Source organism: Thiovibrio sp. JS02, from assembly GCF_053485635.1.
Genome location: NZ_CM130715.1, coordinates 882,533 through 906,971 on the forward strand (window position 1 = coordinate 882,533; position 24,439 = coordinate 906,971).

Annotated in this window: 18 protein-coding genes; 13 read left to right on the forward strand and 5 right to left on the reverse strand. The window is 60.7% G+C overall.

The features are described from left to right. Positions 1-52: 52 nt before the first annotated feature. The 4 genes from ACUUL3_RS04220 (at position 53) to ACUUL3_RS04235 (ending at position 2,933) form a co-directional block, all read left to right on the forward strand. On the forward strand, positions 53-556 hold the full coding sequence (locus tag ACUUL3_RS04220; protein ID WP_448554878.1) for a hypothetical protein: 504 nt from the start codon (positions 53-55) through the stop codon (positions 554-556). 47 nt (positions 557-603) lie between these two features. Then, on the forward strand, positions 604-864 hold the full coding sequence (locus tag ACUUL3_RS04225) for a hypothetical protein (RefSeq protein ID WP_448554880.1): 261 nt from the start codon (positions 604-606) through the stop codon (positions 862-864). Between the two features lie 141 nt (positions 865-1,005). Then, positions 1,006-1,692, forward strand: a complete 687-nt coding sequence (locus ACUUL3_RS04230) for an ABC transporter ATP-binding protein (protein ID WP_448554882.1) — start codon at positions 1,006-1,008, stop codon at positions 1,690-1,692. Further along, positions 1,689-2,933 (forward strand): hypothetical protein, encoded by a 1,245-nt coding sequence (locus tag ACUUL3_RS04235; RefSeq protein WP_448554884.1) that lies wholly within the window; start codon positions 1,689-1,691, stop codon positions 2,931-2,933. Before ACUUL3_RS04230 ends, ACUUL3_RS04235 begins: the two co-directional genes overlap by 4 nt. A 52-nt stretch (positions 2,934-2,985) precedes the next feature. On the opposite strand, the gene ACUUL3_RS04240 is transcribed toward ACUUL3_RS04235, so the two are convergent. From ACUUL3_RS04240 to ACUUL3_RS04250, 3 genes are all read right to left on the reverse strand, one after another. Continuing rightward, the gene (locus ACUUL3_RS04240) at positions 2,986-3,201 is read right to left on the reverse strand and encodes an FmdB family zinc ribbon protein (RefSeq protein WP_448554886.1); all 216 of its coding nucleotides are present in this window, start codon (positions 3,199-3,201) and stop codon (positions 2,986-2,988) included. A gap of 174 nt (positions 3,202-3,375) precedes the next feature. Then, positions 3,376-3,888 (reverse strand): YecA family protein, encoded by a 513-nt coding sequence (locus tag ACUUL3_RS04245; protein ID WP_448554888.1) that lies wholly within the window; start codon positions 3,886-3,888, stop codon positions 3,376-3,378. Between the two features lie 104 nt (positions 3,889-3,992). After that, entirely contained in the window at positions 3,993-6,836 is a 2,844-nt protein-coding gene (locus ACUUL3_RS04250; RefSeq protein ID WP_448554890.1) for a transglycosylase domain-containing protein, read from the reverse strand. 261 nt (positions 6,837-7,097) lie between these two features. On the opposite strand from ACUUL3_RS04250, the gene ACUUL3_RS04255 reads away from it, so the two are divergent. Then, the gene (locus tag ACUUL3_RS04255) at positions 7,098-9,635 is read left to right on the forward strand and encodes a pentapeptide repeat-containing protein (protein ID WP_448554892.1); all 2,538 of its coding nucleotides are present in this window, start codon (positions 7,098-7,100) and stop codon (positions 9,633-9,635) included. On the opposite strand, the gene ACUUL3_RS04260 is transcribed toward ACUUL3_RS04255, so the two are convergent. Beyond that, positions 9,632-12,034, reverse strand: coding sequence for a PAS domain-containing hybrid sensor histidine kinase/response regulator (locus ACUUL3_RS04260; protein ID WP_448554894.1), 2,403 nt, complete (start codon positions 12,032-12,034; stop codon positions 9,632-9,634). The genes ACUUL3_RS04255 and ACUUL3_RS04260 overlap by 4 nt on opposite strands. Positions 12,035-12,738: 704 nt before the next feature. Here ACUUL3_RS04260 and ACUUL3_RS04265 point away from each other — a divergent pair. The 6 genes from ACUUL3_RS04265 to ACUUL3_RS04290 all read left to right on the forward strand — a co-directional run bounded on the left by ACUUL3_RS04265 (position 12,739) and on the right by ACUUL3_RS04290 (position 18,949). Beyond that, the gene (locus ACUUL3_RS04265) at positions 12,739-13,020 is read left to right on the forward strand and encodes a ferritin family protein (RefSeq protein WP_448554896.1); all 282 of its coding nucleotides are present in this window, start codon (positions 12,739-12,741) and stop codon (positions 13,018-13,020) included. 257 nt (positions 13,021-13,277) lie between these two features. After that, complete coding sequence (locus ACUUL3_RS04270) at positions 13,278-13,730, forward strand: hypothetical protein (RefSeq protein ID WP_448554898.1); 453 nt, start codon at positions 13,278-13,280, stop codon at positions 13,728-13,730. A gap of 109 nt (positions 13,731-13,839) precedes the next feature. Next, positions 13,840-14,733, forward strand: coding sequence for an NAD(P)/FAD-dependent oxidoreductase (locus tag ACUUL3_RS04275; protein ID WP_448554900.1), 894 nt, complete (start codon positions 13,840-13,842; stop codon positions 14,731-14,733). A 133-nt stretch (positions 14,734-14,866) separates the two neighbouring features. Beyond that, on the forward strand, positions 14,867-16,183 hold the full coding sequence (locus ACUUL3_RS04280) for an NAD(P)/FAD-dependent oxidoreductase (protein ID WP_448554902.1): 1,317 nt from the start codon (positions 14,867-14,869) through the stop codon (positions 16,181-16,183). 211 nt (positions 16,184-16,394) lie between these two features. Beyond that, the gene (locus ACUUL3_RS04285) at positions 16,395-18,101 is read left to right on the forward strand and encodes a 2-oxoacid:acceptor oxidoreductase subunit alpha (protein ID WP_448554904.1); all 1,707 of its coding nucleotides are present in this window, start codon (positions 16,395-16,397) and stop codon (positions 18,099-18,101) included. After that, entirely contained in the window at positions 18,098-18,949 is an 852-nt protein-coding gene (locus ACUUL3_RS04290; RefSeq protein WP_448554906.1) for a 2-oxoacid:ferredoxin oxidoreductase subunit beta, read from the forward strand. Before ACUUL3_RS04285 ends, ACUUL3_RS04290 begins: the two co-directional genes overlap by 4 nt. A gap of 146 nt (positions 18,950-19,095) precedes the next feature. Here the strand turns inward: ACUUL3_RS04290 and ACUUL3_RS04295 are convergent, their stop codons facing one another. After that, the gene (locus tag ACUUL3_RS04295) at positions 19,096-20,181 is read right to left on the reverse strand and encodes a hypothetical protein (RefSeq protein ID WP_448554908.1); all 1,086 of its coding nucleotides are present in this window, start codon (positions 20,179-20,181) and stop codon (positions 19,096-19,098) included. Positions 20,182-20,221: 40 nt separating this feature from the next. On the opposite strand from ACUUL3_RS04295, the gene ACUUL3_RS04300 reads away from it, so the two are divergent. Next, complete coding sequence (locus ACUUL3_RS04300; RefSeq protein WP_448554910.1) at positions 20,222-20,575, forward strand: hypothetical protein; 354 nt, start codon at positions 20,222-20,224, stop codon at positions 20,573-20,575. A 19-nt stretch (positions 20,576-20,594) separates the two neighbouring features. Continuing rightward, positions 20,595-24,359, forward strand: a complete 3,765-nt coding sequence (gene hrpA / locus ACUUL3_RS04305; RefSeq protein ID WP_448554912.1) for an ATP-dependent RNA helicase HrpA — start codon at positions 20,595-20,597, stop codon at positions 24,357-24,359. Positions 24,360-24,439: the final 80 nt, after the last annotated feature.

Consider the following 24,439-nt stretch of genomic DNA (forward strand, 5'->3'; position numbering starts at 1 on the left):
GGGCGATCCTGCTTGCCGGCCAACCTCTTCCAGCCTGCGGAGGTCAAGGACGATGAAGAACGGAAAGCGTCTCCTCGCGGTCATTGTTGTTGTCGCGGGGACAGCAGGCTGGCTTTTTCATTACTTCAGCGACAAGGAGGTGGTCAAGCGAAGGCTTGCCGCCATTGCCGTGGAGCTGACCAAGGAGGGGGAAGAGACTCCGGTGCAGATCGCCCTCAAGATGAAGCCGGTGAAGGATTTTTTCGCCCCCGCCTGCGAGGTGCTGGTGCCGGAGCGCAATTACCATGAGAGGCTGGAGCCGGGCATGGCGGTCCGTTATCTCATCATGTACCGCGCCCGCCATGCCACCCTGCGGCTAACCCTGGAGGAGATCCTGGTTACGATCCCGGCCAAGGGCCGGGCCGAGGTGAGCGTACTCGTCCATGTGGTCGCCAACCAGGGCCTGCCGGACCTTCTCGATGAAACCCATCGGCTGGAGCTTGCCCTTGAAAAGCGGGAAAAAACCTGGCTGCTTGACAAGGCCATCCTGCCCGAGGATCTGGTGCGGTACCGTTAGTCTGCCGAAACGGCCTTGGCAGCGGTTTTTTATTCCGGGGAAATCATATGATCGAAAAGTATGACAAAAAAGAATGGCATTGCCGCATGCTGGGCATGCCTGTTCCCTTCGGGTACTGCCGTATCATGCGGGAGGGGCGGCCCTGTCCGCGGATATTGGACTGCTGGTTCGAACTCATCCCCATCCGGCGCTTCATCGAGGAAAATTATTCGCCGGAAGAGATCCATGCCATCCTTGCCCCGCCCCAATCACGCCTGGACGCCATCGCCGAGGTGCTCAACCGGCGGCGGAAGGATGAGGATGGATAGGCGGCGGACAGCGGGAGAGGGGCGCGTAAATCTCCCCCGCCCTTATTCCGGCCCTGTCCTGCCGTCGGCAGCAGGTGACATCCTCGGTCCCCGTCGATTCCATGGCCAGGGCGGGGCCTTTTCCTGAAGAGAAAAAAGCAGATGGCGCTCGTGCAACTGGAAAATGTGAGCAGGGTCTACCAGCAGGGCAAGGTGCGGGTCCGGGCGGTGAGCGATTTTTCCCTCAGCATCCAGGCCGGGGAATTCAGCGTGCTCTGCGGGCCATCCGGCTCCGGGAAGACCACGATCCTCAATCTGATCGGCGCCCTGGACGAGCCCTCAAGCGGGAGAGTGTTCCTGGAAGGCCGGGATCTTGCCGAACTGGGCAGGAGCGAGCTGGCCAGGCTGCGTTGCCGGCGGCTCGGCTTTGTCTTTCAATCCTACAACCTGATCCCTGTCCTCACCGCCTATGAAAATGCCGAGTTTGTCCTGGCCCTGCAGAATGTGCCGGTTGCCGAGCGCAGGCGCCGGGTCATGGCGGTTCTGGCCGAGGTGGGCATGGCCGAACTGGCGGAGCGCAGGCCCGACGAGCTTTCCGGCGGCCAGCAGCAGCGGATCGCCATTGCCCGAGCCATGGTGCCCCGGCCGGCCATCGTGCTGGCGGACGAGCCCACCGCCAATGTGGATTCCGCCACGGCCGACGCCATTCTCGACCTGATGGAGCACCTCAACCGGAGCCAGGGCGTGACCTTTCTTTTTTCCACCCATGATCAGCGTGTCATGGCCCGGGCGCGCAGACTCATCCATCTGCGGGACGGAAGGTTGGCCGAAGACGAGGTGCGCGGGTGAATGGGAAGGGCTGGCGGTTTCTGCTCCTGGCCCTGTTCCTGCTGCCGGTTCGGCAGGTCGAGGGGTTCGGCCGCTGGCAGGGCGAAGAGACTTCCCTTGAACTGCGCGGCTTTTCAGGGCTTGGCGCCGCCTGGGCCAGGAACCCGGAAGACACCCCCTATTACGACAGCCGCGAGGATCTGCTTGCAAACCTTGAGCAGCGCTTTCTGCTGACGGCCGGGTACGGCGAGAACAGCCGGCTTGAGGCCAATGTCCTGCAGTATGTCCGCCATACTCAGACCCCGGCCTTTGCCGGCAGCCGCTTGACCGCAAGCGGCGTGGAACGCAGCGGCCTTCTTGCCTGGCAACAGCACGGGAGTGGCAACTCCCAGGCAAACCTGAGCGTCGACACCTTAAGCCTCCACCATGCGGCAGGGCCGGCCGAGTTCAGCATCGGCCGGCAGCCGGTGAACCTGGCCACCACCTTTTATTTTTCCCCCAATGATTTTTTCGCCCCCTTTGCGGCGCAGAGCTTTTTCCGGGCCTACAAGTCGGGAGTGGATGCGGCCAGGGCCGAGGTGCGTTTGGGACCCTTGAGCCAGCTGAGTCTGCTTGGCGTGTTCGGCTATGCGCCGGACAGCGGCACCGGCAACGGCTGGGCCAATCGGCCGGACTGGGACCGCAATTCCCTGCTGGGCAGGGTGGCGGTTGGCAGCGGTGGTTTCGAGTGGGCGTTTCTAGCCGGTTCGGTGCGGGAGCATCGCATTGTCGGCGGCTCGTTTGCGGGCGAGTTTCTTGATTGGCTGGGGATCAGGGCCGAGGGCCATTACGCGGCGCCGGAAAGGGATGGGCTTGCCAGCGGGTCGGAGCTGGCCCTCGGCCTTGAGCACCGCTTTGCCAACAGCCTGGATCTGCGGCTGGAACACTTCTTTCACGGGCAGGGCTTACGCAGCGGCGAGGACATGGCTTTCGCGATTCCGGCCGGCGATCTGCCGGAAGGGTATACGGGACGGCAGTACAGCGCCCTGGGGGCGGGCTACGAATTTTCCCCGCTGTTCAGCGGTCAGGCCATTTTTCTGAAGAACTGGAGCGACCATTCGCAACTGGTCAGCATCAACGGGGTCTATTCGCTCTCAGACGAGGCGGAACTGGCCTGCACCCTCTCCCTGCCCATGGGGAGAACCCCGGAGCAGGAGAGAGTGCGATCGGAATTCGGCCTGCTCGCCAGGATGGTGGCGTTGGAGTTCCGGATCTATTACTGAAGGATGATGCGCAGTCTATCGTGCAGCCGGACCGGCTGCATGCACCTCACGCTCAGGAGAAGCCGGATTTGGAAGAACAGCCGGACAGAGCCCCTGAGGGAATGGCGCTTGAGCCGTTGTTGATCCTGAAACTTCCTGCGGAGATGGTCTTCTTGACATTGGTGCTGTCGCACTGTTTGCAGCGGACCTCTTGGGCTCCCTCGGCGGAGGAGGCGATGATCTCGAACAGGGCCTTGCACTCCTGGCAGCGGTATTCATAAATAGGCATAGCGTTCTCCTCGTGAAAATGGTGAAAATGAAAACCCTATGGGGATTGCCGATGGGAAGTCGACAAATTCATTTATGAAAAGAATTTAAGCCTTTTCTTAAACTTTGTCCAGGGGAATTTTGCAAATGCCTGTCGGGAAGGAGGAGGCGGCGGCCTGGCGCCGCCTCCGGTTGCTCAGGCCTGGGCCGCCTCTTCGCTGTCGAGGTGGATGTTGCCCATCAGCTCGGGCGGGATCCGGCTGCGGATCTTCTTCACCGTGGAAAGGATGGTGTGGGCCGGGTAGTCCGCCCGGATCTCCTCGCTCTGGTCCTTGTAGGAGGTGAGGACGAATTTTTTGTCCTTCACGGCAAACTTGTGGCTCCAGTTGATCTCGATGGTCTCGGGATTCTCCTCGATCTGCACCTCGATCCTTTCGCCGGCCCGGGCCACCTGGATCGCGTCCATGTCCGTGACTTCAAGGAGCCAGGCATCTCCCGCCGAGGTCGAGAAGAGCACGAAGACGCCCAGGGCCATGACCGCGGCCTTCCTGGCCACGGCGCTTTCCTGGATCTTGGCGACCTCGCCCCGCACCGAGGGGATCGCCGGTTTGGCCGCGGGCGCAGCCGCGGTCTTGCCGAGGCAGCATCTCTTGTATTTCCTGCCGCTGCCGCAGAAACATGGATCATTTCTTCCTATCTTGATACCCATAGTGGCTTCTCTCTCTTCTGGCTTGTCGGTAAGTTCAGGCCCCTGTTCAGGGCCTCACTATGCCATGGCGGCAACGGTTTGTAAAGTCGGGCTTTGCCCTGCCCCTACAGGGCCGGTTCGTTCTCTTCGAGCACGGTCGGCGCCGGCGTCGTCCCCATCTTGACCACCTTTTCCTGGTCGCAGTAGTACTGGACCAGTTGGGAAAAGACCTGATCGCGGCCGCTGTATATCCGGTTGTTGCCGTTCAGGATCTGCTCCAGGGCCTCCTCGTAGCCGTCGATGCCCAGGATGTTCTCGTGGATGAAATTCGCCCCGCACTTGTCGTTGAGCAGAGTGTCCATGTAGCGGTTCACGTTGGCCCAGTAGACATGGTTGTTGCGGAAGTGCGCATTGTCGCGTCTGGCCTTGTCGATGTTGCGGTCCAGCATCTCCTGCAGTTCGCTCTGGAAAAGGTGGTTGTAGATGCGGCCGGCAATCTGCACCGGCGCATGTCCCGAGGTGCCGACGCTCTTGTAGCCGCCGCTGTTGGTGGTGACGGCGATCAGCATGGTCATGTTGCGGTCGGCGTGGGTCTGTCGGTTCCGATAGGGATTGAAATGGCTGATGAAGAGAGCCGACTTGTTCATGGGCGCCGTGCCGGTTTTGCCGGAAACCAGATTTTTGTGGTACTTGAACTCGGTTTTCATGCTGGAAGCGGTGCCGCGATTGCAGATTTCGTAGAGGACGCTCATCTCCTCCTCCCGTTCCTTTTTGGAGTCAAAGAGGGGAACGGGGGCGAATCTTTCATCCTGGTTCCGGTCGTAGATCGGCTTGCCGTTGATCAGCACCCGCTTCACGAAGGAGGGCTGGCGGTACTGGCCGTCGAGAAAGGCATTGTAGATCCCGAGCCATTGCTGCACCGAAACGTCCGAGGCGCCGATACCGAAGGGCCAGTACTTGGCATCCTCCTTGCTGTAGTCGAGCCCCACCTCGTCGAAGTCGAGGAGCATGGCGGTGCGCAGCTGGCTGTTGGTGTAAAGGCGGGCGAAGATGGTGTTGATGGAGATCACCTGCGCCTCCATCAGATCGTATTCCCTGCCCAGGGGGCGGGCGCCGCTGTAGTCATACCAGTTGCGCGGCAGCCACACCTGCCGGCCTTCGCTCTCCACGTACCGGTATTCGAGGGGCTTGTCGGCAAAGCGGCTGTGCAGCTTGCTGTTGTTCACCGTCATGGCATAGTAGGCGATGACGGGCTTGATCGTGGAAGAGGGGGTGATTTTCGCCTTCTTGTTCATCAGGTCGATGATGACCGCATCGTGGTTTTTCTCAGGCGGAGCCTCGTCCTCCAGGGCCTCGCTTTCCTCCCGGCTTTGCAGGAATTCCTTGCCGCCCACATAGGCAATGACTTCACCCTTCTGATCAACGGCGATGATGCCGACGTTGATGTGGCGCTGCAGGTAGTCCATGAAGCTCGCAAAATCGGTGTACGGCGGGGTCAGATTCCTGGAAAGATAGCGCTCCCGGTCGAGCTGCCAGGTCTGGGCGTTGTTTGCCTCCAGGATGCTTCGGTAATAGCTGCTTTGCAAAAATTCGTTGATGGTTTCCTTCATCTTTTCAATGAGGGCCAGGTCGACCCCGGTCTCGATGACCACGTCGCCCTTTTCGTCCAGGAGCAACTGGGTGCCGGAAACCTCCCGGCCGTTGACCTTGTAAGTCTGCGAGGTGACCTCCTTGATGACGTTCCAGGAGGTCCACTCCTCCTCGCCGTAGAGGGGCGAGCGGAAGTCCCGGAAGCCGATGCGGCGGATGGATTCCTCGTCGTCAAGCAGCCAGTTGCGGTATTGCTCTTCGGTGATCTCCTCCTGCTCCCTGAGATGGGTGAGGGCCAGGTTGATCTTGTTGATGGCGCTTTTGGCGTGGCCGAGGAGGGAAGGGGAAAGCTCGGCAAAGCTTCTGCCCTTGACGATCTCGTAGAAGGCGACCTGCCGGTTGTGGTTGGGGATGAAGGAGCCGATGGCGACCAGCTGCTGCATGTTCAGTTCTTCAAGATCCTTTTTGAAGTAGCTGCCGGCCGCGGCGGGAAAGCCGTAGATGTTGGCGCCCACCGGCACGGTGTTGATGTAGAAGTTCAGATTCTTTTCCTTGCCGAACTTGGAAACCATCATGTAGGCGATGATGATCTCCTCAAGCTTGTGGGCGATGGTCCGTTCCTGATTGCCGAGGATCTTCTTGGCGTTCTGCATGACGATGGTGCTGGCGCCGCGTGGAGTGCCCATGAGGGTATCCTTCACCGCTCCCACCAGATTCAGCCAGCTCACGCCCGGATGGATGAGGAAGGTATTCACATACCACGGGTTGTTGGGATGGGGCAGGAAGTAGTGGTCCTCGCAGGCGAGCAGGGCTTTTTGCGCCGATTCGGGGAGCTGCTGGGTTACCCGGCGCTTTCCGTAGGATTTGATGATGGTGCCGTTGCTGTCCCGGATATTGGCGGAATGGGCGTAGCTCTCCAGGCTGTCCGGCAACCGTTCGATGGGGGCGGTGTCGTACACCGAGCGGATCACCAGCAGCTCGATGATGTGCTGGGTGGGACCGGGGATATAGTTGATGAAAAGGAGGGTGAAGGCAATGAGGGCGCCCCACTTGAAAAAGCGCGGGATCCAGTAGGCGGTCCAGAAGAGGATCTTGTTGAAAGGGTTCTGCCAGGGGTAGACCTTGCCGCCCCGGCTTTCATCCTCAAGCATCTCCACGTACTGCTGATAACGGCCGGCCAGGCTCTTGCTCTTCTTGATCTTGCGGATGATCGTTTTTTCGTCCAGGCCCTTTTCGATATCCTTGTCGGAAAAGATATGGCGGTAGGCCTTGTATTTGATGGCCTGCTCCTTGGGGTCGAAATTTCCCTTTGGCGGGCCATGGGGTGCGGCTTTGGGCGGGGCTTTACGCGGAGATTTCGGTTTGTTGGCGTCGTTCACGGAAAATATTCTAAAACCTCTGGTTAGGCAAGCAGGCGCTGCCGGCAGTATTATGGCTGTGTGAAGCTGAGAAACAAAATGGTATAATACCTCACTTGAATAATTATTTCAGCACTCCTCTTTTGCAGTTTGGAAAGATATGAAGTATTTTCGGGCTGGGACCGATAGGAAGTGTAATCTTCTTCCCAAGGTCTTTCTGGACAGGTATCGGCTCCGGACGGAAAAATCTTGAGCCTCCTGTTCCCTTTCTGAGGATTCCGGATGATTTTTCAGTGTGACAGATGCCGCTACTCCGCGGAGGTGGAAGATCGCCATGCCGGCAAGGCGGTTCCTTGCCCGAAATGCAGGAATATCGTGGTGGTGGGCGGTGGTGCCGGCAAGGCCGGCGACCAGGGGCCGGCCGCCTTTGCCTGCTCTCAGTGCGGTTTTTCCAAGCTGGTTCCGGCGGTGTTCGCCGGCAAGAAGGTTCCCTGCCCGCGCTGCCACTCGGAAAAAACCGCGATCCGTCCGGTCGGGCCGCGGCGGGGCGCAAGCAAACTTCCCGGTTCCTTTTTCTGGCTGGCGGCTTTGCTCCTGGTGCTCGCCGGCCTTGCCGGCGGCGGCTATTTCCTTTTCGGCAAGGGCCGTGGCGCCCTGCCGAGCAATCTGCCTTTTTCCACCGCCGTCATTCCGGCTCCGGCCGCGCCGGCCGGCATCGTTGTCGATTCCCGGCAGACAGGGCAGGCGGGAACCCTGGCCGGCAAGGCGTTACGGAAAGCCAATCTCGCCGGCCAGGATCTGCGCGGCCGCAATTTCCAGAACGCCGATTTTGAGGGGGCGACGCTCAGCGAGGCCGATCTGCGCGGGGCAAATCTCCGGCAGACGAATCTGATGAATGCCGACCTGCGCGGCGCCGACCTGCGCGGCGCCTTTCTTTCCGGCAGCAGAATGAGCAGGGCGGATCTGTCCGGGGCCAGGCTTGCCGGCGCCGACCTGACGGAGGCGGATCTTTCCCGGGCCAACCTGCGGAAGGCGGATCTCGGTCAGGCGGTTTTTGCCCGGGCCATCCTTCTTGAAACCGATTGTTCGGAGGTTACGGCCGCCGAGGCGGATTTCAGCCAGGCAAGCCTGGCGAAAACCAATTTTTCCGGGGCGAACCTCAGGCTGGCCAAACTGGCGGCCACTGATCTCACCGCCACCATCCTGCGGAATGCCGACCTGGCCGGAGCCATGCTCAGCCAGGCGAACCTGAACAGAATGGACCTGCGTTCCCTCAAGCTGCCCAAGGCGGACCTCGGCAAGGCCATCCTCTATGGCGCCGATCTGAGCGGCGTCGATCTGGCCGGGGCCAGCCTGGCCGGCGCGGATCTGAGCACCGCGACCCTGACCGGCGCGGAACTTCCGGGTGCCATTGCCATCCAGGCCAACCTGCACGGGGCCATCCTCGATGGCATTCAGGCGGAGGAGGCTGATTTTCGCGGGGCGAATTTCACCAAGGCCAGCCTGGCCGGGGCGGCGCTTTCCGGGGCGAAGCTGCAGCAGGCCAATTTCACCAGTGCCAATTGCCTGAAGGCGAAACTGGGGAGGGCGGATCTCAGCGAGGCCAATCTCACCGGCGCCAACCTTGAGGAGGCGGATCTCGGGGGGCGGGCGCAGTTGAGCAACGCCAATCTCACCCGCGCCAATCTGCGCAAGGCGAATCTCGCGGGCGGCGATTTCGGCGGGGCAAACCTGAACAATACCAACCTCCAGGAGGCAAATCTCTCCCGGGCGAAACTGAGTCACGCCTATCTGAACAGGGCGGATCTGAGCAACGCCGATCTGACCAATGCCGATCTGGCCAATGCCGATCTCAAGGGGGCGAATCTTTCCGGCATCAACCTGGCCGCGGCCAAGGGCTTCGACCTGAAAAACCTGCAGACCACCGTGTTCAGCGACGCCAGGCTGACAAGCTTTGACCTGCGCAACGCCAACCTTGTCGATGCCAATCTTGCCAACGCCGATCTTGCCAACGTCGATCTTTCCAATGCGGATCTCACCAATGCCGTGTTGAAGGGCGCCGTTCTCCGGGAAGCGGATCTGCGCTGGGCCAACCTCACCGATGCCGACCTGAGCCAGGCCTCGCTGGTCGGCGCCAATCTCAATGACGCGGATCTGAACAGGACCAACCTGGACGAGGCGGATCTGAGCCAGGCCTCGCTGCAGAACGTCAAAAACCTGGACAAGGCGAAGAAGATCAACACTGCCAAGGGGTTTAGCGGTCCCGGTCCTGCCAGCAGTCTTGATTCCTCCGACCCGCCGCCGGCGGAGAGCAGGGTCGCCGCGAAGGAGCCGGCCGCGGCAGGCGCCGAGCGGAGCGTGAAGATCTGGGGGCTGCAGGTCGAGAGCGCCGGTCTGGTCCAATCCTCTTTCCGGCAGGTCTCCGAGCTGTCGGCCGCCTATGCCAACTTGAGCGACATCGAGGTCAATCTCATGAAGCATCAGATGTTCGCCGGAGGGCCGGACAATATCGCCGGTCAGCCCGGTGCGACCTTTGGCCTGCTCTACACGGTCAACTTCATGCCCGCGGATCAGGCCATCCCGGTGGCCGTCAAGTGGCTGGCGCCGGACGGCAAGCTGGCCAGGGTTTCGAGCCGGCAGATCAGATGCCTGCGGCGGCAGGTCGAGGCGTACACCATCCCGGAGAATGCGCGAAATATTTACGGGGCCTGGACCATCCAGTTTTTTTACAACGAGCGGAAGATCGGCGAACAGCGGCTGCTGGTGAAAAAGACCAAACAGCTGGAGGCGCGTTTTTCCGGCAAGGGGTCCCTGCTCTAGGGGGCTGTGCGTTCTTTCTCTTTCGTCGGCAGGGCGTTCATGATGCTCTCCGCCATGGTCTTGATGGAAATCGGCTTGAGAAGAACGGTTCCTATGCCATGGGCGAGGGCGCTTTCCTTGTCGCTGACTTCGCTGTAGCCGGTGGCGAGGATCACGGGCAGATCCGGGCGCAGGATTCGGCATTGGCGGGCCAGGTCGATGCCGGTGAGGCCCGGCATCACCTGATCGGTGAGCAGCAGGTCAAAGGCCAGGGGATCGGCGCGGAAGGTTTCCAGGGCCTGCCGGCTGCTGCTTACGGCGGTGACCGTAAAACCCAGTTTCCGTAAGATCCTCTCCCCCAGTCTTATCAGCATCTCTTCGTCGTCCACGAAGAGGATTCTTGCCTCCACTCCCAGGGAGTGGATTTCCTCCTGATCCGGAAAAACCACGGCCGGTTTGTCGACGGTGGGGAAGTAGATGGTGAAGGAGGTTCCTTCTCCCTCCTTGCTGTCCACCGTGATCACTCCCCCGTGGTTTTCCACGATGCCATGCACGGTGGCAAGGCCCAAGCCGGTGCCTTCCCCTTTTTTCTTGGTGGTGAAATAGGGTTCGAAAATCCGTTCCAGGGTGGCTTCGTCCATGCCGTGCCCGGTATCCGAGACGCTGAGCTTCACGTAATTTTCCGGAGCGAGCCCCATGAGAAGGCTGCCGCTGTCCTTGCGCAGATCCGCCTGTTCCAGTCCGATGGTCAGGGTTCCCCCTTTTTCCTGCATGGCATGATAGGCATTGGTGCAGAGATTCATAATGACCTGATGGATCTGGGTCACATCGGCGAGGATCGTGCCGCACTCTTCGCAGATTCGCTGTCGGATCTCGATGGTCGAGGGGATGGTGCCGCGGAGCAGTTTGACGGCTTCCTTGACCACGGCCTGGATGGCGAGCGGCTGTTTTTTGAATTCGCTGCGCCGGCTGAAGGTGAGGATCTGGCGGATGAGATCGCCGGCCCGCCGGCTGGCGGCAATGATTTCGGAAAGATTATTGTTGAGATCACTGCCCGGATTCGTTTCGAGTTTCGACAACTCGGCATAGCCGAGAATGGCGGTGAGAATGTTGTTGAAATCGTGGGCAATGCCGCCGGCCAGGGTGCCGATGGCCTCCATCTTCTGGGCCTGCAGGAGCTGATCCGCCATTTTTTTCTGGTCGCTGATGTCGCGGACCACCTCCACCGCGGCGATGATCGCGCCCTTGCCGTCGCGGACCGGGCTCACGCTCAGCTCGTAAAACATGTTTTCCTTGCCCCGGACCTCCACCATCTCAAACCAGTGGACCGCGCCGTCCTCGAAGCATTCCGGCAGGCCGCAGCCGGGACAGGGCTCGGCCCGGTCATGATAGGCCGCATGGCAGGTGCGGCCGGTGCAGTCGCCGTACTTGTCGGTGAGCACACTGTTCTGAAAAAGGATGCGGAAGTTCTGGTCATGCACGGAGAGACCATCGCCGATGGCGGCGAAGAGCGCCTCCAGCTTGTTTTTTTCCTGGGAAAGCCTCTCCTCGGCAAGTTCCTGCTCGACGACGGTCTGCCGCAGTTTGCGGTTGGCCACGGTCAGCTCGGAGGTCCGCTCGGCCACGAGCTTTTCCAGGCGTTCCCGGTAGTGTTCTATCTCCTGCTCAGCCATCTTGCGGGTGGTGATGTCACGCATGATGGCCCCGAAATAGGCCTCGCCCTCCTCCTGTTCGATGGCGAAACAGCTTATCTCGGCATCAAGGGGGGTGCCGTCCTGTTTCAGCAGGACAATCTCCTGGGGCGGGACGGTGGTGCCGGCCAGGATCTTTTTCCAGGTCTTGGCGAGATGGCCGTGAAAGCGCGGCTGGATGAGGTCGGAGATGGGGCGCCTGCTCAATTCGCTGTCCGTGAAGCCCAGGAGCGCGAGCAGCGCCGAGTTGACGAAGACGATCCGGCCCAGGCCTTCACTGAGCAGGATCATGTCCTTGGTGTTTTCCGCGATCATCTGAAAGCGGATTTCGCTTTCGTAAAGGGCCTTCTCGGTCTGGCGCAGGGCGCTGAGGTCCTGCAGGAAAGCGAGGATGGCGGGTTTTCCCTCCCAGGTCACGGCGCTGGCATTGCTTTGTATCCAGCGGGCCTCGCCGTGCGCATCGATGATCCGGAACTGATAGGTGCTTGGCACCTTGAGGCCCCGCAGCCGGTCGCGATAGCGTTTGTTCACCAGTTCCCTGTCCAGGGGATGGACGAATTCCCGGAAGGGAAGGTTCTGGAGCTGTTCCGGCCGATGGCCGGACATTTCCAGGGATTTCGGATTGAAGTATGCGATCAGGCCGTCCTGCACAACCACGATTGCTTCGTTGGCCGCCTCGACAAGGAGCTGAAAACGGTGGCAGCATTGATCCGGGGCCGGGTTTTCCATTGCCTTTCTCCAAGCAACGCCTTTCTGTTCCTGCAGATCCGTACCATGGGTACGCTGCGTCATGAACACAGTGTATAGCAGATGATTTTTTTTGTGGGGAATTAAAAAGAAGAAGAGGTATTGCTCCCCTGCGCGACGGCAAGGAACGAGAACATTTCGGATCCCATCGTCCTTTTGTCGGGCGGACGGGCCTGGGCCTGCCGCGCTACGGTGTGCAATTGGGGGATTGACTTATTCGCGACCCTATACGAGAATGATTGCATTGCAGCGGGCCATGCGGGCAATGTTCGTTGTTATCCGCTCGAAATTACCAGAAATCCCAATAGGCATCCGACTACAGGGTGCATTGCCGGGAAAACCGTTCTCTTTTTTGTGTCCCGCATCATCGCGGGGTCCTGAAGCCGGACGAGACTGGTGTGGGCAAGACCACGGCCCTTGCCGGCTCTTGCCGCCGCCGATGGTCCGGGAGTCCCGCGTTGATGGGTGTCCGCATTCCGGGGCGTTTCTCCATTTGGATCCAGTCGGGATTTGCTAGTCTTGACGCTGACCGGTCCCGCCTGTTTCCCCACGCTTGAATTCGCCCCTGGCAACGGAGCATTTAAAGGCGTTCCTCCCCTTTGATCGCGTGCATGAAAATGGTTCTGCGACGGAGAACGGTCCCGGGTGAGACGCCATAACGCAATTGTTGCTTGGAGGGGAAAAAGATGCTGGCGACCATTCCTTTTAATCTGGACAGGATTTCGAAAGCCGATGTGGATAAAGAGCTCCTGAGGGCGGCAATCATCGCCGAATTGGATGCGATCAATCTCTATGAGCAGATGGCGAATCTTGCAACGAACAAGGATCTGAAAACCATCTTTCTCGATGTTGCCAGGGAGGAAAAAACCCACGTGGGCGAGTTTCAGGCCTTGCTCCTGCGGAAAGACAAGGAACAGGGGCATGAACTTGAGAAGGGCAGGGAGGAAGTGGCCGAGTTGCTCAAATGATCGGGAATGCCCGGCTGGTGACGGGGAAAATCTTTTCCGCCGCCGCCAGGTTCATCCTGGCGGCAATCGGCCTTTTCTGTCGTTTGATTGTAAAAAAATGGCGTTGCGTTGAACGATTATCCAGATGAGGAGGGACAACCATGACGGCAAAAATTCAATGGCGGACGGATATGGACGATGCCCTGCGTTCGGGGCGGCAGGCGGGCAAACCGATCCTGCTCGATTTTTTTAACCCCAACTGAATCGGCTGCCAACAGATGGATGCGGTTACGTATCCCGAAAGCAAGGTGGTCCGTTTCATCGAAGAGAATTTTATCCCGTTGCGCCTCAGCTTTGACAGCAAGCCCCATGCCGGGAAGTTCAACGTCACCTGGACGCCTGCCCTGATAATCCTGAGCCCCGAAGCCCGGGAACATCATCGGACCGTGGGGTTTCTCGGCCCGGAGGAGTTGATTCCCTCGCTCCTGCTGGGGCTTGGTAAATATCATCTTGATAATGATCAGTTTGATGAGGCGTTGGCCCGTCTTGAGCGGTTGATCGAAGGATATGGTCAAAGCGACAGTACCCCGGAGGCCGTTTTTCTGGCCGGTGTCTCTCGCTACAAGCGGTCGCACGACCCCAAACCGTTGAAGGCCGCCCATGAGAAGTTGAGCAGGGATTTCCCCGACAGCGAATGGACAAGGCGTGCCTATCCCTATCGGCTTCTTTGAGCCGGAGCGCAATGGTTCGGCCGGAGCCCGACGCGGCGGCCCGGCTGAACCGCGCAGGTCCTGCACCGCAAACGGGTTCCTGGCATCGGGGGGAGGAGCGGGAAAATCCATGGCAAAGAACAGCTACGACTGCATCATCATCGGCGCAGGGCCTGGCGGTCTGCAGGCGGCCATCCATCTTGCCCGTTATAACCGCAAGGTCATCCTCGTCGATCAGGGCGGCGGGCGGACCCGGCACGCCCTGCACCTTGAAAATTATCTCGGTCTTGAAATCATCTCCGGGAAAGAGCTTGTTGACACCGGTATCAGACAGATCCAATCCTTTGGCGCTGAATTCCGACGTGAGCATGTTGTCTCGGTGCAGGCCGGCAACGGTTTCAGCGTGGTCACGGAAAAGGGCCAATACCAGGCACCCCATGTCATCCTCTCCATGGGGGCGACAGAGAACACGCCAAAAATCAAGGGGATGAGCAAATTTTTCAGCCGGACGGTCTTTACCTGCGTTGACTGCGACGGCTACCGCACCACCGGCAGGAAGCTCGTCATCCTCGGCGACTCACTCGATGCCATGCGCCTCGCCTTTGCCATGAAGCAAATGTTCACTCCGGATATCACGCTCATCCTGCCGGCCGACCTCCTCCTGCCGGAGGACCATGCCGAACTGTTGGCCGAGGACGGCATTTCCTTCCTTGTCGGCACAGCCCATGAATTTCTCGGCGACAGGGTGTTGACCGGCGTGAAGCTGGCGGACGGGCAGGAGATAGCCTGCGAGGTGGTCATGCTCAGTTACGGCTATGCCTTGAACGACTCCTGTCTTGCCGGGCTTACCCTTGCGCGTGCTGGCCAGGGGGGCGAGCTTTCAACCGATTCTTTCTGTGAAACGTCCGTGAAAAACCTGTTTGCCCTGGGTGCTCTCAAGGCGGGCAAGGCCCAAGCCATTATTGCAGCCGGTCAGGGGGCCATGCTGGGCATCGAGATCAACCATCGTCTGCTGAATCTGTGAACCCGAAGTGCCGTGGGGCAGGACATCAACGGCCGATGCAGGGTACTGCCATGAAGAAGCCCTGGGGGAGTTTTTCGACCACGACGGCGAAAACGATTCTTCGCCGAAATGTCATCACAAACAGAGGCCGGGCGTGACAAAACATGTGGTTATCGTGGGCGGAGGCTTTGCCGGCTTGAACGCCGCCAAAGGTCTCGGCAACAGACCGGGCATCCGTGTCACTCTGATCGACCGGAGCAACCATCACCTGTTTCAGCCCCTGCTGTACCAGGTGGCCATGGCCGCCTTGAGTCCGGCGGAAATCGCCGTGCCCATCCGCCATATCCTGGCCAGGTACCGCAATATTACGGTGCTGCAGGACGAGGTGCGCGATCTGGATCTCACCGGGCAAAGGGTCATTACCCAGAACGGCTTTCTGACTTACGACTACCTGATTCTGGCCTGCGGTGCGCGCCATTCCTACTTTGGGCACGAGGAATGGGAAGAGAGCGCGCCGGGGCTGAAGACCATCGAGCAGGCCACGGAAATAAGGCGGCGGGTGCTCACCGCCTTTGAGGCGGCCGAACGGAGCCGGGACCCGGAGCGACTCCGGAAATTTCTTACCTTTGTCGTCGTCGGCGGTGGGCCCACCGGCGTGGAACTTGCCGGCGCCATCGGCGAGATGAGCCGTTTCACCCTGGCCAGGGATTTTCGCAACATCAACCCCAAGCTGGCCCGCATCATTCTCGTCGAGGCAGGGCCGCGCATCCTGCCCTCATTTTCCGAGGAGCTGGCAGCGGTGGCGGCCCGCAACCTGGAAAATCTCGGCGTCACGGTATGGACCTCGGCCACTGTTACCGGGGTGGACAGCAACGCCGTCACCATCGGCCAGGAACGGGTGGAGACCGCCACCATCCTCTGGGCCGCCGGAGTACAGGCCTCGGAACTGGGCCGAAAGCTGGCCGTTGTTCCCGACCGGCTGGGCAGGATTCCGGTGGAATCCTGCCTCAACATCAAGGGGCATCCCGAGGTTTTTGTCGCCGGCGATCTGGCCCATTTTGCCCATGGCGACGGCAAGCCCCTGCCAGGCCTGGCGCCCGTGGCCCTCCAGCAGGGGCGCTGGATCGCCAGGAATATCCTGCGCGACACGGTGGGCAAAAAACCACTTCCTTTCCGTTACCTGGACAAGGGCCAACTCGCCGCCATCGGCCGCAACAGGGCGATCATCCAGCTGGGCCGGTTCCGGTGCGGCGGCTTTTGGGCCTGGGTCATCTGGCTTGTCACCCATATCTACTATCTGATCGGTTTTAAAAACCGGCTGTTCGTGGCCATGCAATGGGCCTGGGCGTTCTTCAGCTTCAATCGGGGGGCCCGGCTGATCATCAACAAAGAGTGGCGCTTTTACCGCCCGGCTCCTTCCGTTGACCCGGACGCGGAAAGCATGCCCATAAACAACGGGAGGGCAACCTGATCGAACGGCGGGAGGAGGGGGCATGCACTCGGAGAGGAGGCGGGCCGGCGATGGAGTGTATGATGGGCCTGCGAAAGGCATCGGCGTCATCGGCGTACCGCCGTGGCTCTTTAGGAAAAATTCAACAAAAAAACAGCGCGCAGCGTTTTCGCGGCCACGATCCGTCGCCGGCCGCAGGTCAGACGAAAAATAACGAGGGGAGGCCAAGACCATGTCGTTGGATATTCATCTTCTTATTGGCGGCGAAGCCGGCCAGGGACTGGCGACCATAGGCCAGTTGCTCAGCAAGGCCCTGGTCCGGGCCGGATATGAAATTTTTGTCGGCCAGAGTTATCATTCCAGGATCCGCGGCGGCCACAACACCTTTTCCATCCGCCTGGGAACCGGTCCTTTCGCGGGTCCTCGCGAGAGTATTGATATCCTGGTGGCGCTCAATGCCGAGACCGTGGAGCTGCATCGCGGCCGGCGGAGCGAGCGGGCACTGCTCATCGCCGATTCCGCCTTTGCCCCCGAGCTGCCGGGGACGGTTTCGGTGCCCTTTGCCGAGCTTGGCCCGGAACGGCTCTGGAATACCGCCTCCCTTGCCCTGCTCGGCCAGATTCTCGCTCTTCCCGCCGAGCCTCTCCAGCAGGCCGTGGAGGCCATGCTGGGGAAAAAACACCCGGAAAGTCTGGGCGAAAACCTGGAGATCATGGAGAAAAGCCGGGCATGGGCCGTGGCCCATGTGCCTGAACATGGCTTCGCTCTGACCGGCGGGGTGCCCGGCGCCGGTCGTCTGCTCCTGAACGGCAACGAGGCCATCGCTCTGGGGGTTCTGGCGGGGGGGCTCAAGTTCTGCGCTTTTTATCCCATGACCCCGGCCACCTCCATTGTCGTTGAGCTGATCCGCCATGCCGAGGTCATGGGCTGCGTGTTCGAGCAGGCAGAGGATGAAATCGCCGCGATCAACATGGCCATTGGCGCTGCTTTTGCCGGGGCAGCCAGCATGGTGGCCACTTCGGGCGGCGGTTTTGCCCTGATGGCCGAGGGGGTAAGCCTGGCGGCCATGACTGAAACACCGGTGCTGATTGTGGTGGCCCAGCGGCCCGGACCCGCCACCGGCATGCCAACCCGTACCGAACAGGCGGATCTGGAGTTCGTCCTCCATGCCGGTCATGGCGAATTTCCCCGGGCGATTTTCGCTCCGGGCGGCATCGAGGCCTGCTATCATCTCAGCCGGAGAGCCCTGGGGCTGGCCGAGCGTTCCCAGTCGCCGATCTTTCTCCTCACCGACCAGTTTTTGGCCGATTCAGCCCGGCCGGTCGCGCCCTTTGACCCCGCGGCCATCACCCCGGTCAGGGCCGGGGCGGAGGCGGAAGCGGTGCCGCTGCCCTACCAACGCTACCGTCTTACCGAAAACGGTCTTACGCCCCGCCTGCTGCCTGGTCTGTCGACCCAGCTGGTGGTGGCGGACAGCGACGAGCATGACGAAGACGGCCATATCAGCGAGGAGCACGGGGTGCGCATCGCCATGGTGGAAAAACGGCTCCGCAAGTTCGCGCTGCTCAGGCAGGAAGTTGTTGCCCCCGAGTTCAGCGGGGAAAGGGGCGCGGAACTCCTCCTCGTCTGCTGGGGTTCCAGCCAGGGGCCCGTGCTGGAGGCTGTGGACGTTCTACGCCGGCAGGGCCGGAGTGTCGCCTGCCTGCATTTTTCCCAGGTGTGGCCGCTGGTCCCGGACCAGTTTCTCGATATTCTCCAGAGCGCCGGTAGGGTCGTCAGCGTGGAGGGCAATGCCACCGGCCAGTTTGCCCGCCTCATCCAACGGGAGACCGGCTTTGCCATGCCCGCGCGGATAGCGCGCTATGACGGACTGCCCTTCACCGCCCGCCATATCCTGAACCGCTTGGAAAACCAGTCAACCAGGGAGGGAAAAGCATGACGTCCATCGAAGAGTACGGCGAATACGAGACAGCCTGGTGTCCGGGCTGCGGCAATTTCGGAATTCTCAACTCCCTGAAGCAGGCCTTGACCGCCTGCGGGCTTGCGCCCCATCAGGTTCTGCTGGTTTCCGGCATCGGCCAGGCGGCCAAAACCCCGCATTATCTGAAGGCCAATGTTTTTAACGGCCTGCATGGCCGCAGCCTGCCGGTGGCGATCGGGGCAAAGCTCGCCAACCCCGAACTTACGGTGATTGCCGAAAGCGGGGACGGCTGCATGTACGGAGAGGGGGGCAACCATTTCCTTGCGGCCCTGCGCCGCAATCTCAACCTCACCATTCTTGCGCACGACAACCGGGTGTACGGTCTTACCAAAGGGCAGGCCAGTCCCACCTCGGAGCAGGGGTTTGTGACCAAGGCCCAGCCCCGTGGCGCTTTCGCCGCCCCCTTCAACCCGGTGGCCGTGGCGGTGACCATGGGCGCTTCTTTTGTGGCCCGCGGCTACGCAGGGCAGCCGGAGCACCTCGCCGGGCTCATCGCCCAAGCCATCAAACATCGGGGCACGGCCCTGGTCGATATCCTGCAACCCTGCGTCTCTTTCAACAGGGTCAATACGTATAAGTGGTACAAGGAGCGTTGTTACGAGCTTGCCGAAACCCATGACGCGACCGACCATGCCCTGGCCCTCCGCACCGCGCTGGAATTCGGGGAGCGCATCCCCCTCGGCGTCATCTATAAAAAAGAAGGGCCGATCTTCGAAGAACAGTTCGCGGTTTTAAGGAACGGCCCGCTTGCCCGCCAGGAGGTTTCCCGGGAGGGAATGGGACAGATAATGCAGCGCTATGTGTAGCGGCCCTGGCATGCGGGCCACCGGTTGTGATCGGTTTTTTTTTTGCGATGGCGGGCTTTTGTGAGGAATTCCCTCCGCCCGAGGGAAAGAAAAAGGCGCACCCCGCAAGGATGCGCCTTTGAGGCGGGTCGGGCTGTGCGAGGCGATCAGATCTCTTCGGAAAGCGCCATGACCATTGCGCCCTTGGCCGTGGTGTTGAGGGGGTCTTCGGCAATCCGCACCTCGGAAATGTCGATGGGCAGGTTGAAGTCCCTGAGGGCCTTTTCGAAATGCTCCTTGAAGCCGTGCGGCAGCACGGTACCGCCGGCCAGGACGATGGGAATGGGCTTGGCGATCTTGGGAATCTTGTCCGAGGAGTGCAGCACATCCTGCAGGCTGTGGAGCAGGGTGTGGATGAGATCGTCGTAGTAGATGTGCAACGCGGTTTCGATCCGGCTCTTGGGAGCCTTGGAGAGCTTGAAGGTGCTCTCCTTGGTGGTTTTGATCTTGGTGGCCGGCTCGCCCACCGAGGCGCCGACCATCTGGTCGATGTAGTCGCCGCCCTTCTGGATGCTGTAGGTAATGACCGGCACGGAGAGATAGGCAAGGCAGATATTGCACATGCCGCCGCCCATGCTGATGCCTATGCCGGTGAAGTTGTCTTCGGCCAGCTCGGCCATGACCGTTGCCAACCCTTCGTTGATGGAAATGGGGTTGTAGCCGACGCTGGCCAGGTACATCTTGATGATCGATTCGTGGTAGACCACCGAATTGCCGCTGTCCACCGGGCTGCCCGGCATGCTGAAGCAGATGACCTCGCCGGGGTTCTTCGGCTTTTTGATCAGGGTGCTGATGATGGCCTGCAGGACGTTGATCCCCTCGTCCTCGCGGGAGGAGAGGAGGCCTTTTTCCATGGTGCGCCGGGTGTTGGTGTTGAACATGTTGGCGAAATTCTCGGCAGAGTAGCCGAGGATGTAGAACATGTCGTTCTTCTCGAAAAAGGTGACTTCGTTGTCGACCAGGATCTTTTTGGTGAACTTCGAGTAGGGGATCGTAAAAAAGGCATTGAGCTGTTTTACGGTATGGATGTTTTTCCCCTTGTTCTGGGCCATGACGATATGGCTGGTGCCGATATCGAGGCCCACCGGCCCTTGGGGGCGTTCGGCATCTTCGCCGATCTCCTTTTCACGGGAGACAATGGTTTTCTGGGTTGCCTCCATGGCGTTCTTCATGTTTCCCATCTCTTCCGTCATCCTTTTCCTCCTCATCCTCATCACCTCGTAGCGAGGCTGTTTGCTCGGCAAGCTGTCGGTGGTGGGCCGACGGTCCGTTCTTTTTTTTACAGCGTCTGCTGTTGTTTCCCGCGCTTTGCTCGGGAATATGGCTGGCACCGCAAAAGCCGCGAAGTCGACAGGGGCAGGTTGCGCCCTCGATGAATTCGAGGAACGGACCTGTGGCTTTGGCGGGATTTTACGGGTCCTGTTAAAATTGTTATCATTTTACTTTCGGAATTTTAAAAATTCTACTTTATTTTCGACCGGTTCAGCATTCTACTTGAAGAAATTACTAAAAAAAATCGTTGCCCGGGTCGCGAACGGAAGCGAACCTCTTGTCTGTGCGCGCCTTTTTGCCCCTGGCAACCGATAATCGAGCCCTGAGAGAATAGATGAAGCCCGCACCCGAAGTCACCATGGATTATCCTGCCGAGCTGCCCATCACCGCGCACAGGCAGGAAATCATCGCCGCTCTTGCCGCGCATCAGGTGGTGATCGTGGCCGGCGATACTGGCTCCGGCAAGACCACCCAGCTGCCCAAAATGTGCCTTGAGGCGGGGCGCGGCGCAAAAGGCCGGAAGATCGGCTGCACCCAGCCACGGCGTATCGCCGCCGTTTCCGTGGCCGAGCGGGTCGCGGAGGAGCTGGGCGACCGCGCGGGTCTGGTCGGCTACAAGATCCGCTTCCGCGACCAGACCGGGCGCGCCACCCGGGTTAAGTTCATGACCGACGGCATCCTCCTCGCCGAGGCGCAGAACGACCGGCTGCTCGCCGCCTACGACACCATCATCATCGACGAGGCCCATGAGCGCAGCCTCAACATCGATTTTCTTCTCGGTCTTCTTAAACAGCTCCTGGAGCGCCGTCCCGACCTGAAAGTAATTATCACCTCCGCCACCATCGATACGGAAAAGTTCGCGAAAAGTTTCGGCAACGCGCCGGTGATCCGGATTTCCGGCCGAACCTATCCGGTGGAGGTCCGCTACCAGCCCCTTGATCCGGCAAAGGAGGAGGAAGGAGAGCTGAGCTACGTGGACCAGGCCGTCGCCGCGGTGGTTTCCCTGCGCCAGGAAGGGCAACTGGGCGATATCCTGGTGTTCATGCCCACGGAACGCGATATTCTCGAAACCGTGGAAAGCCTCGCCGTCCAGCTCGCCAAAGTGAAGCGGGGCGGAGGGGCGCCGGTGATCCTGCCGCTTTTCGGCAGGCTTTCGCCCGGCGACCAGAAAAAGATCTTTCTGCCGGCCAGGGGGCAGAAGATCGTGGTCGCCACCAACGTGGCCGAAACCTCCATCACCGTGCCCGGCATCCGCTACGTAGTGGATACGGGACTTGCCCGCCTGGCGAGCTACAATGTGCGGGCCAGAACCAGCAAGCTGCCCATCGTGCCGGTTTCCCGGGCGAGCTGCGACCAGCGCAAGGGACGCTGCGGCCGGGTGGGGCCCGGCGTCTGCATCCGCCTCTACGGGGAGGAGGATTACCTGAACCGCCCCGAGTACACCCTGCCGGAGATCCTGCGTTCCAACCTGGCCGAGGTGATCCTGCGCATGACCGCCCTGCGACTTGGTGAGCCGGCGAAATTCCCCTTTGTCGATCCGCCCTCGGGCCGCGCCATCCAGGACGGCTATGCGCTCCTTGCCGAGCTGGGCGCCCTGGACAGACAACGCCGCCTCACCCAGGAAGGTCGGCTCATGGCCAGACTGCCCCTTGATCCGCGCATCTCCAGAATGATCATCGAGGCCCGGGACAACAACGCGCTGCGCGAGGTGGCGGTGATCGCCAGCGCCTTGAGCAGCCAGGATCCGAGGGTGCGGCCGGCGGACAAGGAGGCGGAGGCCGACGCGGCGCATGCCCGTTTTGCCAAGGTGCCGTCTGATTTCTTCTTCTTCCTGGAACTTTGGGACGCCTATCATCTCACCTTTGACAAGCTGAAAAGCCTCAGCCGGATGCGCAAGTTCTGCAAAAGCCACTATCTTTCCTTTCTGCGCATGCGCGAATGGCGTGACATCCATGAGCAGATCAGCCTGATCCTCGCCGAGGAGTCGGGGTTTGTCGTCAACCGGACGCCAGCAGCGCCGGAGGCGGTACACCGCTCCATCCTTGCCGGCAACCTGCGGAACATCGCCATGCGCAAGGAGAAGAATCTTTACCTTGGGGCAGGGGGGCGGGAGGTCATGATCTTTCCCGGCTCAAGCCTCTTCGGCAAGACCGGCGCCTGGATCATGGCGGCGGAATTCGTCGAGACCAGCAGGCTCTATGCCCGCACCGTGGCCCCCATCGAACCGGAATGGATCGAGCCCCTGGCCCGGGAGAGTTGCCGCTCCTCCTACTCCGAGCCGCACTGGGAAAAGGGGCGCGGTCAGGTGGTCGCCCACGAGAAGGTCACCCTCTTCGGCCTGGTCATCGTGCCGAGGCGGCCGGTGAATTACGGTCTCATCAAGCCGGAGGAGGCGCGGCAGATCTTCATCCAGACCGCCCTGGTCGAGGGGGAGCTGAAGGGAGAATACGGGTTTCTCAAAAAGAATCAGCAACTGGTGGCAGGACTCGCCGCCCTGGAGGACCGGCTGCGGCAGCGGGATATCCTGGTTGACGACCACACCCTGGCCAGCTTTTATGAGCAGAGGCTGCCATCCGAAGTGCACGACCAGCGCAGCCTCAATAAATGGCTGAAAGAACCCGGCGCCGAGGCGCTGCTGGTCATGGCCGAGGCGGATATCCGGCAATCCGCGCCAAAGGCAACGGAGCTGGCCCGCTTTCCCATCGTGCTCAGGGTCGGGGATTTCGATCTCAGTCTCTCCTACCGGTTTGCCCCGGGCGAAGAGGATGACGGGGTAAGCGTGCAGATTCCCCTGACGGTGCTGCCGCATCTGCGGCCGGAAGTTTTCGAGTGGCTGGTGCCGGGGCTGCTCAACGACAAGGTGGTCTTTCTTCTCAAGGGGCTTCCCAAGGCAAGCCGCCGGCTTCTGGTGCCGATTCCCCAGACCGCGGCCCAACTGGTCGCGGATCTGCCTTTATACCACGGGTCCCTCTACCGGGCACTGGAACAGGTGATCGCCGATTCCTTCCGCTTCCGGATTCCGCCGCGGGAGTGGCCGGTGGCCGATCTGCCGGCCCATCTGAAATTCCGCTACTGCCTGCGTGATGCCCAGGGCGGGCTCATCAGGGCGACCAGGGAATTTGCCGAACTTGTCGCGGAGATGCCCAGGGCCGGCAAGCTGGGGTCGCCGCAGCTTGCCACCCTCAAGCGGCGTTGGGAGGAAGAGAAGGTTACAGCGGAGGGATTCGGCGAGATCCCCGCTTCTCTGCCCATTACCGGAGCGGATGGCAGCCTGCAGGGCTATGTCTATCCCGGTCTTGCCTCCGCCGGGCCGCAGGGAGGAGTGAGTCAACGTCTTTTCGCCAGCGAGGAGGAGGCCCGGGCCAGCACCCGGCAAAGCCTCATCACCCTTTACTGCGCGGAATTTGCAAAGCAGCTCAAAACCATGCGCAGGGATCTGGAGATCCCCCGCGGTCACTGGGCCTTGTATGAGGGGCTCGGCAGCCATGAGCAGATCAACGCGGATCTGTGGAACTTTGTGTTCTCCGATCTTTTTTCTCTCCGGCAGGGCCTGATCCCTTCGGCCGCGCAGTTTGCCGCCAAGGTGGCCGAGGTGCGGGAAAGGGGGATTTCCGTCGGCGCCAGGGAGATTTTTTCGGCAGTCATCGCGGTGCTCCAGGAGCGCCGGGCCGCCTTGGACACCATCGCCAAGTTTGCCGCAAGCCTCGGCAACAATCGCGGTCAGGAAGAGCGTTTTGCCGGTTACCGGCGGGAGGCGGACCGGATCGTGCCGCCGGATTTCCTGCAATGGATGGCGCGTCGGCGTTTTCCCGCCATTTGCCGCTATCTCAAGGCCCTGCGCATCCGCATCGAACGGGCCCAGGTCGCGCCGGGAAAGGAGGCGGCCAAGACCGCCCGGGTGGCGGTGCACGAGGAGCGTTACGCCCGGGCCGCGGCGAAGAAGGAGGCCTCGGCCGAGCTGCGGGAGAAACTTGCCGAATACCGGGAAATGATCGAAGAGTTCAAGGTCTCCCTCTTTGCCCAGGAACTGGGCACTGCCTATCCTGTTTCGGAAAAGCGGCTGGAAAAGAAATGGCAGGAACTGGAACTGCTCTGCTGATCAGGGAAAAATACAGAGTACTCTGTATTTTTTTTGGCAAAATCCGATTGGGTGTAATTCAGCATGAAATTTTGGTATCG